At 67.8% G+C, this 13,372-nt stretch carries 12 protein-coding genes; all 12 read right to left on the reverse strand.

Features of this window, described 5'->3' with window-relative positions; translation table 11 throughout:
• Window positions 1-9: 9 nt before the first annotated feature.
• On the reverse strand, window positions 10-1,026 hold the full coding sequence (locus ACWHMB_RS10720) for an NADP-dependent oxidoreductase (RefSeq protein ID WP_293226763.1): 1,017 nt from the start codon (window positions 1,024-1,026) through the stop codon (window positions 10-12).
• Between the two features lie 12 nt (window positions 1,027-1,038).
• Window positions 1,039-1,458 carry a PaaI family thioesterase gene (locus ACWHMB_RS10725; RefSeq protein ID WP_377484298.1) on the reverse strand — a complete coding sequence of 140 codons (420 nt, stop codon included), beginning with the start codon at window positions 1,456-1,458 and terminating at the stop codon, window positions 1,039-1,041.
• Between the two features lie 75 nt (window positions 1,459-1,533).
• Window positions 1,534-2,328, reverse strand: a complete 795-nt coding sequence (locus ACWHMB_RS10730; protein ID WP_377484296.1) for an SDR family oxidoreductase — start codon at window positions 2,326-2,328, stop codon at window positions 1,534-1,536.
• Window positions 2,329-2,344: 16 nt separating this feature from the next.
• Complete coding sequence (locus tag ACWHMB_RS10735) at window positions 2,345-2,635, reverse strand: Dabb family protein (protein ID WP_377484294.1); 291 nt, start codon at window positions 2,633-2,635, stop codon at window positions 2,345-2,347.
• Between the two features lie 80 nt (window positions 2,636-2,715).
• Window positions 2,716-4,626: an acyl-CoA dehydrogenase gene (locus ACWHMB_RS10740; RefSeq protein WP_377484292.1), complete on the reverse strand. Its 1,911-nt coding sequence runs from the start codon at window positions 4,624-4,626 to the stop codon at window positions 2,716-2,718.
• Window positions 4,627-4,737: 111 nt separating this feature from the next.
• Window positions 4,738-5,913 carry an acetyl-CoA C-acyltransferase gene (locus tag ACWHMB_RS10745; RefSeq protein ID WP_377484290.1) on the reverse strand — a complete coding sequence of 392 codons (1,176 nt, stop codon included), beginning with the start codon at window positions 5,911-5,913 and terminating at the stop codon, window positions 4,738-4,740.
• A 138-nt stretch (window positions 5,914-6,051) separates the two neighbouring features.
• Window positions 6,052-8,163, reverse strand: a complete 2,112-nt coding sequence (locus tag ACWHMB_RS10750; RefSeq protein ID WP_377484288.1) for a 3-hydroxyacyl-CoA dehydrogenase NAD-binding domain-containing protein — start codon at window positions 8,161-8,163, stop codon at window positions 6,052-6,054.
• Between the two features lie 160 nt (window positions 8,164-8,323).
• A complete protein-coding gene (locus tag ACWHMB_RS10755) occupies window positions 8,324-9,019 on the reverse strand; it encodes an ABC transporter ATP-binding protein (protein WP_377484286.1) in 696 nt (231 codons plus the stop codon).
• Window positions 9,019-9,789, reverse strand: a complete 771-nt coding sequence (locus tag ACWHMB_RS10760; RefSeq protein ID WP_447648532.1) for an ABC transporter ATP-binding protein — start codon at window positions 9,787-9,789, stop codon at window positions 9,019-9,021. Before ACWHMB_RS10760 ends, ACWHMB_RS10755 begins: the two co-directional genes overlap by 1 nt.
• Entirely contained in the window at window positions 9,786-11,078 is a 1,293-nt protein-coding gene (locus tag ACWHMB_RS10765) for a branched-chain amino acid ABC transporter permease (protein WP_377484282.1), read from the reverse strand. The genes ACWHMB_RS10760 and ACWHMB_RS10765 overlap by 4 nt, the downstream gene beginning before the upstream one ends.
• Window positions 11,079-11,080: 2 nt before the next feature.
• The gene (locus ACWHMB_RS10770) at window positions 11,081-12,028 is read right to left on the reverse strand and encodes a branched-chain amino acid ABC transporter permease (RefSeq protein ID WP_377484280.1); all 948 of its coding nucleotides are present in this window, start codon (window positions 12,026-12,028) and stop codon (window positions 11,081-11,083) included.
• A gap of 72 nt (window positions 12,029-12,100) precedes the next feature.
• Entirely contained in the window at window positions 12,101-13,342 is a 1,242-nt protein-coding gene (locus ACWHMB_RS10775; RefSeq protein ID WP_377484278.1) for a branched-chain amino acid ABC transporter substrate-binding protein, read from the reverse strand.
• Window positions 13,343-13,372: the final 30 nt, after the last annotated feature.

Here is a 13,372-nt window from a genome sequence, read left to right on the forward strand (position 1 = left end):
GGCGGCGGATCAGACCATTTTGACCAGTTGCTTGCCGAAGTTCTTGCCCTTGAGCAAACCCAGGAAGGCTTGCGGCGCGGATTCGATGCCCTGGGCGATGCTCTCGCGCGGGCGCAGCTTGCCCGAGCCCACCAGTTGGCCCAGCTCGGCCAGCGCCTCGGGCCAGACGTCCATGTGCTCGCTGACGATGAAGCCCTCCAACCGGATGCGGTTGATGAGCAGCAGCGCCGGGTTGGCCATGGGCAGGGGCTGGCCGTCGTAGCCGGCGATCATGCCGCACAGGGCGATGCGCGCAAACGCGTTGGTGCGCAGCAGGACCGCATCCAGGATGTAGCCACCCACGTTCTCGAAGTGGCCGTCGATGCCGTCGGGGCACTCGGCCTTGAGCGCGGCACTCATGCTTTTCACGTCGCCATGCTGGCGGTAGTCGATGCAGGCGTCGAAGCCCAGCTCGTCGGTGACGTATCGGCACTTGTCCGGCCCGCCGGCGATGCCGACCACGCGGCAGCCGCGCGCCCTGGCCAGCGCGCCGAAGGCGCTGCCCACGGCGCCCGAGGCGGCGGTGACGGTGAGCGTCTGGCCGGCCTTGGGCGCGATGATCTTGTTCAGGCCGTACCAGGCCGTCACGCCCGGCATGCCAACCGCGCCCAGGTAGTGCGACAGCGGCACGCGGGTGGTGTCCACCTTCTTCAGCATGCCGGGCTGGTTGGCGTCGACCACGCTGTATTCCTGCCAGCCGCCGTAGCCGACGACCTTGTCACCGACGGCGAACCTGGGGTGGCGGCTCTCGACCACCTCGCCCACCGTGCCGCCCTGGAACACCTGGCCCAGCGGCTGGCAGGCGGCGTAGCTCTTGGCGTCGTTCATGCGCCCGCGCATGTAGGGGTCCAGGCTCAGGTAGTGATGGCGCACCAGCACCTGGCCGTCCTGCAGTGCCGGGGTTTCGGTGCTGACCAGCTTGAAGTTGGCCAGCGTGGCCTCGCCCTGGGGGCGGTTGTCGAGCAGGATCTGGCGGTTGGTGGGCATAAGGGTCTCCGGTCAATCGGTTGGAATGGTGGCGGCGCGCGCCGCCACGTACTTGAAGGTGCCGGTGGCGTGCGCGCACAGCTCGCCGCCGGGAGCGAATACCGAGCCCTCGACGAAGGCCAGGCTGCGCGTGCGGTGCAGCAGGCGCCCGCGCCCGACCAGGGCGGCGCCGGCCGCGACCGGCGCCGGCCGCATGAAGCTGCTCTTCATCTCGATGGTGACCGCGCCCGAATCGGGCTGCACGCTGCGTGCGGCGGTGGCCATGATGACGTCCAGAAAAGTCATCAGCGCGCCGCCGTGCGCCACGCCGAACGAGTTGCAGTGCTCGGGCCGGGGCAGAAAGTGCAAGGTGGACTCGCCACCCTCGAAGCGCTCGAGCGTGAAGCCCAGGTGATCGGCAAACGGGATGCTGGCGTGAAACCCGAGGCTCACGGCACGACCCTCCGCGCTGCGCGCTGCGGGACGCGCGCTTGGGAGCGGCCCGGCGCGCTCATGCACGTTCCGCGATCATGCGGCCCCCAGCACCACGCTCACGCCGCCGTCCACCGCCAGCCACTGGCCGGTGATGTGCTTGCCGGCCTCGCTGGCGTACAGCAGGGTGATGCCCTTCAGGTCCTCGTCGTCGCCCAGGCGGCCCAGCGGCGCACCGGCGGTCATGTTGTCCTCGCCCAGCTCGTCGATCAGGTAGGTGGCCATCTTGGTGCGGAAAAAGCCCGGGCAGATGGCGTTGACGGTGATGCCGAAGCGCCCCCATTCGGCCGCCAGCGCGCGGGTGAAGCCGATGACCGCCGTCTTGGAGGTGTTGTAGGCAATGGTCTTCATGCCCAGCGGGTTGCCGTTGAGCCCGGCGATGGACGAGACGTTGATGATGCGCCCGCGCCGCCGGGCGATCATGCAACCGTTGGCCACCTGCTGGCTGAGGATGAAGTAGCCGCGCACGTTGAGGTTCATCACCTTGTCCCAGGCGGCGACGGGGTGCTCCTCGGCCGGTGCGCCCCAGGTGGCGCCGGCGTTGTTGACCAGGATGTCGATGGCGCCCATGCGCTGCAGGGTTTCGTCGGCCAGCCGGCGCGTGTCGTCCTCCTTGGCGCAGTCGGCGGCGATCCAGCGCGCGTCGATGCCGGCGGCCTGCAGCTCGGCCGTGGCCTGCTCCAGGTCGTCGGCCTTGCGCGAGCTGAGCATGATGCGCGCGCCGGCCTCGCCCAGCGCATGCGCCATGTACAGGCCCAGACCGCGCGAGCCGCCGGTGATCAGGGCGGTCTGGCCCTTCAGGTCGAACAGTTGTTGAACGGTACGTGCCATCGCAAGTCCTCCGGTTTCAGGTTTCGTAATCCATGCACTGGCGCGCAACGACCACCGAGCGCAGGAAGGCCTTGACCGGCGCATGCTTGGGATGCACCTGGTAGGCGTCGAGCGCGGCGCGGTCGTCGAACTCGCTGTACAGCACCAGGTCACAGGTGCAGTCCAGTCCCGGCGTGGCACCGGCCACTTCGAGCCGGCCCATGCCGGGCACCAGGTCGGCGCAGCCTTCCAGCAGGGTCTTGGCCTGCGCCAGGTTGGCGGCCTTGTTCTGGTCGGCCAATGTCCACATCACGATGTGCTTGAGCATGTCAGTGCCGCCCGGCCGCCCGAAGGCACTGAAGCCCCCCCAGGGGGCAGCGAACGAAGTGAGCGTGGGGGATTGTCATTTCAAAACGCCTCCTCGGGCAATGCGGCGCAGGTCGTGTCGCGGTTTTCCACCACGCGCAGCCAGGCGCCGATCTTGGGCAATTCATAATGATAAAAATAGGTCTTGGCGCCCACCAGTCCTGCGCGAGCAGCTTCTGATTTTGTAGCAATGGCGGCTAAGGCCAGCTCCAGCCAGATCCACGCGATCACCACGTGGCCGAAGGCCTGCATGTAGGGTACGGCGTTGGCCAGCGCCTCGCTGGCGTCGCCGCCGGCCCAGGCGGCGTGCGTGACCTGGCCGATGCGCTCCAGCGCCGCGGCCAGCGCGGCGGCGTCGTGATGCATGCCCTCGTGCGCCTGCGCCTTTTCGATCGTGGCCTGCATGCGCGCGGCCAGCAGGGTCAGGCCCCGGCCGCCCTCGATGCGCACCTTGCGGCCCAGCAGGTCGATGGCCTGGATGCCGTGCGTGCCCTCGTGGATCATGTTCAGCCGGTTGTCGCGCCAGTACTGCTCGACCGGGAAGTCGCGCGTGTAGCCGTAGCCGCCGTGGATCTGGATCGCCAGGCTGTTGGCCTCCAGCGCGTTCTCGCTGGGCCAGCTCTTGGCGATCGGCGTCAGCACCTCCAGCAGCAGGCGCGCCTCGTCGGCGGCCTCGGGCGTGCCGGTGTGCTGCTCGTCGACCAGGCGCGCGCAGTACAGCAGCAGCGCCAGCGCGCCCTCGCAAGTCGCCTTTTGCGCCAGCAGCATGCGGCGGATGTCGGCATGCTCGATCAGGCGCACCGGCGGCTGGCTGGCATCCTTGCCGGCGGCGCCCGCGGCACTGGCGCTGCTGCGTAGCGGGCGCCCTTGCGTTCGCGTCCTGGCATAGTCCAGCGACGCCTCGTAGCCCGCCAGCCCCAGCGTGACAGCGGCCATGCCGACGGCGATGCGCGCCTCGTTCATCATGTGGAACATGCAGCGCAGCCCATCACCGGGCTGGCCGACCAGGTAGCCCACGGCGCCCGCTTGGCCGTCGACCGGGAACTTGCCCTCGCCGAAGTTCAGCAGCGTGTTGATGGTGCCGCGCCAGCCCAGCTTGTGGTTCAGCCCCGCCAGCGCCACGTCGTTCCTTGGCCCCAGCGTGACGCGCAGCGGCGCGCTGCCGTCACCACCCTCGCCCGCTTGCGGGAGAGGGTCGGGGTGAGGGCCGGCCACGTCCACCAGAAACTTCGGCACGATGAACAGCGAAATGCCCTTGACCCCCGGCGCCAGCTTGCCGTCCGGCCCCGGAATCTTGGCCAGCACCAGGTGCACGATGTTCTCCGTCATCTCGTGCTCGCCGGACGAGATCCACATCTTGTTGCCCTTGAGGCGATAGCGCGCGCCGAGCGGGTCGCTGCCGTCCTCCAGCACCGCACGCGTGGCCACGTCGCTCAGCGACGAGCCGGCCTGCGGCTCGCTCAGGCACATGGTGCCGGCCCAACGGCCATTGAATTCGTTGGCGGCGAACACCCGCTGCTGCAGCGGCGTGCCATGCGCCATCAAGAGGTTGGCGTTGCCCACGGTGAGCAGGCTGGAGCCGATGCTGACCGAGGCCTTGCTGAAAAAGGCGTTGGCCGCCGCCTCCACCAGATACGGCAGCTGCATGCCGCCGTGCTCGTAGTCCTGCGCCGCCGCCAGCATGCCCGACTCGGCGTAGGCGGCGCGCGCCTCGTGCGTGGCGCGCGGCAGCACCACGCGCAAGCTGCCGTCGGCGGCGGGCTCGGCACGCGGCTCCTCGGTGTCGACCAGGCGGTTGAAGGGCGCGTACTTCTCGCGCGCGATGCGCTCGCAGGTGTCCAGCACCGCGTCGAAGGTGTCGCGCGAGTGCTCGGCAAAGCGCGGGCGGGCGGTCAGCGCGGAGGCGTCGAGCCAGTCGTAGAGCAGGAAGTCGAGCGTGTCGCGCAAAATCATTTGAGTAAAAACGGTTGCAGCGCCCGCCAGTCAAGCGCCAACAGCTATTGTTTATATAGTGATCTCAAGTGTTGCGGCGGAGCGGCGGTCGAAGCCTCGCCGCGCCTCATCTCAGAGCACTTCGAACACCCCCGCCGCACCCATGCCACCGCCGATGCACATGGTGACGCACACGCGCTTGGCGCCGCGGCGCTTGCCCTCGATGAGGGCGTGGCCCGTGAGGCGCTGGCCGCTCACGCCATAGGGGTGGCCCAGGGCAATGGCGCCGCCGTTGACGTTGAGCTTGTCGGCGGGGATGCCCAGCTTGTCGCGGCAGTACAGCACCTGCACGGCAAAGGCTTCGTTCAGCTCCCACAGGTCGATGTCGGCCACCGTCAGGCCCAGCTTTTTCAGCACCTTGGGCACGGCGAACACGGGGCCGATGCCCATCTCGTCGGGCTCGCAGCCGGCCACGGCAAAGCCCAGGAAGCGGCCGATGGGCTTGAGGTTCTTCTGGCTCGCGTATGGCTCGCTGACGACCACGCAAGCGCCGGCGCCGTCGCTGAACTGGCTGGCGTTGCCGGCGCTGATCAGGCCGCCGGGCAGCGCGGGCTTGATGCCGGCGATGCCCTCCTTGGTGGTGCCTTCGCGCGTGCCCTCGTCCTTGGCGCAGGTGACCTGCTTGGCGACCAGGCCCAGCTGCTTGTCGGCCACGCCCATGGTGACGGTGATGGGGGCGATCTCGGCGTCGAACCGGCCGGCGGCCTGGGCGGCGCAGGCCTTTTGCTGGCTGGCCGCGCCGTATTCGTCCATGGCGTCGCGGCCGATCTTGTAGCGCTGGGCCACCTGCTCGGCGGTCTGCAGCATGCTCCAGTAGATCTCGGGCTTTTTCGCCTGCAGGGCCGGGTCGAAGATCATGTGCTTGTTCATCTCGTTTTGCACGCACGAGATGCTTTCCACGCCGCCGGCCACGAACACCTCGGCCTCGCCGGCAATGATGCGCTGCGAGGCCAGCGCGATGGTCTGCAGGCCCGAGGAGCAAAAGCGGTTGACGGTGGTGCCCGAGGTGGTGACGGGGCAACCGGCCAGCAGCGCGATCTGGCGCGCGATGTTCATGCCGGTGGCGCCCTCGGGGTTGGCGCAGCCCATGATGACGTCGTCCACCGCGGCGGCCTCGATGCCGGCGCGCTGGATGGCGTGCTGCACGGCGTGGCCGCCCAGCGTGGCGCCGTGCGTCATGTTGAAGGCGCCCTTCCAGCTCTTGGCGAGCGGCGTGCGGGCGGTGGAGACGATGAGGGCGGATGTCATGGTTTACTCCTTGTTTGATAGCTGGTGGCGCTTGATGGACGGGCGCCAGGGGCTGAAATGGTTCAAGTGGGTGGATGGGGCGCTGCGGCCCTCACCCCTGCCCTCTCCCAGAGGGAGAGGGAGTAACACCGGATCAGGTCAACCGAAGGTCTTGCCCTCGGCCGCCAGCTTGGCGATCAGCGCGGCGGGTTGCCAGAAGGACGCATCGTCGCGCGGGTTGCGGGCAAAGCGCTTCATGCTTTGCATCACGTTGAACAGGCCGACCTGGCTGGCGTACTGCATGGGGCCGCCGCGCCACAGCGGAAAGCCGTAGCCCGTCAGGTACACCATGTCGATGTCGCTGGCCTTGCTGGCGATGCCGTCTTCCAGGATGCGCGCGCCCTCGTTGACCAGCGAATAGACCAGGCGCTCGATGATCTCGGGGTCGCCGATCTTGCGCGGCGTGATGCCCAGCTCCTGCCGGTGCTTGGCGATCATGTCCTCCACCAGCTGGCTGGGGATGGCGTCGCGCTTGCCCGGCTGGTAGTCGTACCAGCCGGCGCCGGTTTTCTGGCCGAAGCGGCCCAGCTCGCACAGCTTGTCGGCGGTCCTGCTGTACTTCATGTCGGGGTGCTCGACGGCGCGGCGCTTGCGGATGGCCCAGCCGATGTCGTTGCCGGCCAGGTCGCCCATGCGAAACGGCCCCATGGCAAAGCCGAACTTCTCGATCGCCTTGTCGACCTGCTGCGGCGTGGCGCCTTCGTCCAGCAGAAAGCCGGCCTGGCGGCTGTACTGCTCGATCATGCGGTTGCCGATGAAGCCGTCGCACACGCCCGAGACCACCGCCGTCTTCTTGATCTTCTTGGCGAGCGCCATCACGGTGGCCAGCACGTCCTTGCCCGTCTTGGCGCCGCGCACCACCTCCAGCAGCTTCATCACGTTGGCGGGGCTGAAAAAGTGCATGCCCACCACGTCCTGCGGGCGCTGGGTGAAGGCGGCGATCTTGTTCACGTCCAGCGTGGAGGTGTTGCTGGCCAGGATGGCGCCGGGCTTCATCACGGCGTCGAGCTGCTTGAACACGGCTTCCTTCACGCCCAGCTCCTCGAACACCGCCTCGATCACCAGGTCGGCGTCCTTGATGTCGGCGTAGTTCAGCGTGGTCTTGAGCAGGCTCATGCGCTGTTCGTACTTGTCCTGCTTGAGCTTGCCCTTCTTGACCTGCGCCTCGTAGTTCTTGCTCATCACCGCCACGCCGCGGTTCAGCGCCTCTTGCTTCATCTCCAGCATCGTCACCGGGATGCCGGCGTTCAGGAAGTTCATCGCGATGCCGCCGCCCATGGTGCCGGCGCCGATGACGGCCACCTTGGCAATGGCGCGCGGCTGCACCTCGGGGCCCACGTCGGGGATCTTGCTGGCCGCGCGCTCGGCGGCGAAGACGTGGCGCAGCGCCTTGCATTCGGGCGTCTGCATCAAGGCGATGAAGATCTCGCGCTCTTTCGTCAGCGCGTCGTCGAACTTGAAGCGCGTGGCGTTCTCCAGCGCGTCCACGCACTTGACGGGCGCCGGGAAGTTGCGCGACATGCCCGCCACCATGTTGCGCGCAAAGCCGAAGTAGGCATCGCCCTGCGGGTGCTTGCACGGCAGGTTGCGCACCAGCGGCAGCGCCGAGCCGTCGGCGTGTTTGGCGGCGACCTCCCTGGCGAAGGCGACGGCCTCGTCGAGCAGCTTTTCGGGCGAGGCGGCCAGCTTGTCGAACAGCTTCTGGCCCGGCAGGCCGGCCAGCACCTCGCTGTTCACCGGGTCGCCCTTGACGATCATGTTCAGTGCCGTCTCGACGCCCAGCACGCGCGGCAGGCGCACCGTGCCGCCAGCGCCGGGGATCAGGCCCAGCTTGACCTCGGGCAGCGCGATCTTGGCGCCCGGCGCGGCGATGCGGTAGTGCGCGCCCAGCGCCAGCTCCAGTCCGCCGCCCATGGCCACGCTGTGCACGGCGGCGACCACGGGCTTGCCGGAATTTTCGACCGCGCGGATGACCGACAGCAGCGTCGGCTCCTGCATGGCCTTGGGCGAGTTGAACTCGCGGATGTCGGCGCCGCCCGAAAAGGCCTTGCCCGCGCCCGTCAGCACGATGGCCTTGACGGCCGCATCGCCATTGGCCTGGTCCAGCCCGTCGGTGATGCCGATGCGCGTGTCGTAGCCCAGCCCGTTCACGGGCGGGTTGTTCAGGGAAATGATGGCGATGTCGCCTTGAACCTGGTATTGGGCCGTCATGGACACTCCTGCAAGGGGATGGAAGAAAACGCGCGCTCGGGCTGCCGGCACGCCGGCGGCAGCCGCCAAAGGGCCAGTTTAGTGAGTTTGGCCGCGCGCGGAAGGCCCGCGCTGTCGCTGGTGAGACGCCGGGCCGCTCAGGCAGCCGGCGTGCGGGCGTTCAGACTTCCAGCCATTCCTTGCGCACGCCGGCGTCGGCGCGCAGGCCGTCGGGGGTGCCGTCGAACACGATGTTGCCGTGGCCCATGACGAGGGCGCGGTCGGAGATGTGCATGGCGATGGTCAGCTTCTGCTCGATCAGCAGCACCGAGATGCCGCGCTCCTTCAGGCGCTGCAGGTACTCGCCCACCAGCTCGACGATCTTGGGCGCCAGGCCCTCGGTGGGCTCGTCGATGATGATGAGGTCGGGGTCGCCCATCAGCGTGCGGCACAGGGTCAGCATCTGCTGCTCGCCGCCCGACATCACGCCGGCGGGCGTGTGCTGGCGCTCCTTCAGGCGCGGGAACATGGCGTACATGTCGTCGAAGCTCCAGCGGCTGCCCTTGCCGGCGCCCTTTTGCCCCAGCAGCAGGTTCTGGTGCACCGTCAGGCCCGGAAAGATGTCGCGGCTTTCGGGCACGTAGCCCAGGCCCAGGTGGGCGATCTCGAAGGCCTTCTTGCCGGCCAGGCTCTGGCCTTTCCATTCGATCAGGCCCTGCCAGTGCACCAGGCCCATGATGGCCTTGGCGGTGGTCGAGCGCCCCGAGCCGTTGCGCCCCAGCAGGGCCACGATCTCGCCCGGCTGCACGTCGAAATGCACGCCATGCAGCACATGGCTCTTGCCGTAGAAGGCATGCAGGTCACGAACTTTCAGCATCAATGCAAGCCCTCCTGCGCCTCGGCCACCGGCGAGCCCAGATAGGCCTCCTGCACGCGGGGGTTGGCGCGCACGCGCTCGGGCGTATCGAAGGCGATCACCTCGCCGTACACCACCACGGCGATCTTGTCGGCCAGGCCGAACACCACGCCCATGTCGTGCTCCACCGTCAGCAGGGTCTTGCCCTCGGTCACCTCGCGGATCAACTGGATGAAGTGCGCGGTCTCGGTGGTGCTCATGCCCGAGGTCGGCTCGTCCAGCAGGATCACGTTGGCGCCGCCGGCAATGGTCACGCCGATCTCCAGCGCGCGCTGCTCGGCGTAGGTCAGGTTGACGGCCAGCACGTCGCGCTTGGCCGCCAGCCCGACCTGGCGCAGCAGGGTCTCGGCGCGCTCGTTGGCGTCCGTCAGGCCGGAGAGAAAGCGCAGGAAGGTGTAGCGGTGCCCCAGGCTCCACAGCACGCCGCAGCGCAGGTTCTCGAACACGCTCAGGCGCGGAAACACGTTGGTGATCTGGAAGCTGCGCGCCAGGCCCAGGCGGTTGATCTCGTAGGGCGTCTTGCCGTCGATGCGCTGGCCGTTCAGCCACACCTCGCCGCCGCTGGGCGCCAGGCGCCCGCTGATCAGGTTGAACAGGGTCGACTTGCCGGCGCCGTTGGGCCCGATGATGGCCACGCGCTCGCCCGGCTGCACCGCCAGCTTGGCGCCGCGGATGATCTCGGTCTTGCCGAAGCTCTTGCGCAAATCCTTCAGTTCGATGGCGTGGGTCATGCCTGCTGCCCCCGGGCGTGCATTTCGGTTTCGATTTCTTCCTGCGCCGCGCCCCAGGCGCGCGCGAAGCGCCGGCGAACGCCCTCCAGCAGCCCCCAGCCCACCAGGGCCAGCGCGGCCGCGCCCAGCCAGGGCAGTGCCGCGCGGGTGTCCAGCGCCAGCCCCAGGTAGTGTGTCACGGGCCCGGCACCGGCGTTGAGCTGACGGTGGTAGATCATCTCGACCAGCGCCGCCACGCCCAGCATCATCACCAGGCCGGTCAGCAGCAGGCCGCCGTACAGGCCCCAGAAGCGCCGCAGCTTGCCGAAGCGCGCCATGCGCACGTTGATCATCACCAGGCTGGCCACGCCGCCGGGCGCATACATCACCATCAGCAGGAAGACAAGGCCCAGGTACAGCAGCCAGGCCGAGGTCAGCTCCGACAGCAGCACCGAGGCCAGCACCATCAGCACCGCGCCGATGATGGGGCCGAAGAAGAAGGTCACGCCGCCCAGGAAGGTGAACAGCAGGTAGGCGCCGGACTTGAGCCCGCTGAGCGCGTCGGCCGAGTTGAAGATCTCGAAATTGATCGCCGCCAGCGCGCCGCCGATGCCGGCGAAAAAGCCCGAGATGATGAACGCGTACCAGCGCACCAGCTGGGTGTTGAAGCCGATGAAGGCCACGCGCTCGGGGTTGTCGCGCACGGCGTTGAGCATGCGCCCCAGCGGCGTGCCGGTAAATGCGAACATCAGCGCCGTGCACACGAAGCAGTAGGCCGCGATCAGGTAGTACACCTGAATCTGCGGCCCGAACGTGACGCCCAGCAGCGGCGGGCCATCGGTGCGGTTGATGGAGATGCCGCCGTCGCCGCCGAACACGTCGGGCAGCATGATGGCGATGGCCACCACCAGCTCGCCGATGCCCAGCGAGATCATGGCAAACGTCGTGCCCGCCTTCTTGGTCGACACGTAGCCCAGCGGCACCGCCACCAGCGCCCCCACCAGGCCGCCCACCAGCGGCACCAACACCAGCGGCACGCCGATGCCGTGCCGGCTGAAGTAGGTGATGGCGATCACGGCGGCAAAGCTGCCCAGGCCCGTGTAGACGGCGTGGCCGAAGCTGAGCATGCCGCCCTGCCCCAGCTTCATGTTGTAGGACAGGCAGATGATGATCAGGTAACCCATCTGCGACAGGATGTTGAGCCACAGGCTGCTGGACAGCAGCAGCGGCGCCAGCACCAGAGCCAGGGCAAAGCCGCCCCAGGTCAGCACGCGGCCGCTCAGGCCCTTGCGTTGCGTGATCGTGCCCATGGTCAAGTCTCCCGCGTGCCCAGCAGGCCCTTGGGCCGGAAGATCAGGATCAGCACCATGAACAGGTAGGGCAGGATCGGCGCCACCTGCGCCACCGTCAGGCGCAGCACCTGCTCCAGCCCGCCGCTGGCCGACACGGCCATGCCCAGGCCGGCCAGCAGGTCGCCCAGCGACTTGTCGATGGCGACGGCAAAGGTCTGGATCACGCCGATCAGGATGGACGCCAGGAAGGCCCCGGCCAGCGAGCCCATGCCGCCCACCACCACCACCACGAAGATGATGGGCCCTACCGCGTAGGCCATGGCGGGCTCGGTGACGTAGGTGTTGCCGGCCACCACGCCGGCCAGCCCGGCCAGCGCCGCGCCGCCGCCGAACACCAGCATGAACACGCGCGGCACGTTGTGGCCCAGGGCCTCCACGGTGTCGGGGTGCGTGAGCGCGGCCTGGATGACCAGGCCGATGCGCGTGCGCGTGAGCACCAGCCAGATCGACAGCAGCATCAGCACCGCCACCCCCATGATGAAGGCGCGCGACTTGGGAAACTGGGTGCCGTAGACCGAGAACAGCGGCCCCTGCAATTGCTCGGGCAGGCCATAGGGCACCACCGAGCGCCCCCAGATCAGCTGCACCACCTCCAGCACCAGGTAGGACAGGCCGAAGGTCACCAACAGCTCGGCCACGTGGCCGAAGCGGTGCACCCGGCGCAGGCAGACCTGCTCGAACAGCGCGCCCAGCAGGCCCACGGCGATGGGTGCGATGACGAGCGCGGGCCAGTAGCCGACCAGGCCCGAGATCAGGTAGGCCAGGTAGGCCCCCGCCATGTAGAAGCTGGCGTGGGCGAAGTTGAGCACGCCCATCATGCTGAAGATCAGGGTCAGCCCCGAGCTGAGCATGAACAGCAGCAGGCCGTAGCTCAGCCCGTTGAGCAGCGATATGGTGAAAAACTCCATGCGGGACTTTCCGGGGCAAAAACAACGCCGGCTGGTGACTCGCGTCCGCCGCCGGCGTGAGGGGTCATGAGCTTACTTGCCCGGGCGCTTCATCTGGCAGGTGGTGGGCGTGCTGGCGACGAAGGGCTCCAGGTACTTCACCGGCGCGAAGGTGTAGCCCGTGTTCTCCACGCTGTAGCTGTTCTTGGCATCCACCTTCTGCCACTTCGAGATCCACATGCCCATCTGCAGCTGGTGGTCGGTGGAGCGCATCTGCGCGTCCTCGCCGTTGAAGCCCTTGAAGCGAAGGCCTTCCAGCGCCGCCGCCACCTTCACCGGGTCGGTCGACTTGGCCTTGGCCATGGCGTCGGACAGCGCGACCATGGCGTTGTAGACCGAGTAAGTGTAGAGGTCGTCGTTGTACTTGGCCTTGAAGCCCTTTTCCAGCTCGCCCAGGCGGCCCGTCATGTTGGAGTGGCCGTAGGCGATCTGGTAGACCTGCTGGTCCTTGCCCTGGGCCAGCGCCGTGGGCGTGCCCGACACGCCGGCGTAGTAGGCGTAGATCGGGATGTGCAGGCCAGCGTCGTTCATGGCCTTGACCAGCAGCGTGAAGTCCTGGCCCCAGTTGCCGGTGACCAGCGTGTCGGCGCCCGAGGCCTTGATCTTGGCCACGTAGGGGGCGAAGTCCTTGACCTGGCCCAGCGCCACGAAGTCGTCGCCGACGATCTTGACGTCGGGCCGGTTGCGCTCGATGCCTTCCTTGAAATACTTGCTGACCTGGTGGCCGTGCGAGTAGTTCTGGTTGACCATGTACACCTTGTGGATGTCCTTCTGGTCCTTCATGAAGCTGGTGAGCGCCGCCATCTTCATGGTGGTATCGGCGTCGAAGCGGAAGTGCCAGTAGTTGCACTTCTCGTTGGTGGAGGCCGGATCGACCGCGGCGTAGTTGATGTAGATCACCTCCTTGCCAGGGTTGCGCTCGTTGTTCTTGCCCACCGCGTCGGCCAGCGGCAGCGCCACGTTGGAGCCGTTGCCCTGCGTGACGTAGTGGATGCCCTGATCGACGGCCGACTTCAGCAGGTTCAGCGCCTCCTGTGGCGAGCTCTTGCTGTCCATGGGCACGATCTCGAACTTGACGCCGGCGGGGTTCTCGGCGGCGTTCAGGTGCTCGGCCACGTATTGCCAGCTCTTGAGCTGGTTGGAGCCCACGTTGCCCATGGGGCCGGACAGGCCTTCGATCATGGCGATCTTGACGGTCTGTCCCTTCTGGGCGTAGGCCCCGCCGGCACAGGCCACGATGGCACAGGCCGCGACGAACTGGATGGCAAAGCGCATGGGTCGGGTCTCCGAGTAGTGAATCAACGG

This window comes from Ottowia pentelensis (assembly GCF_964341695.1).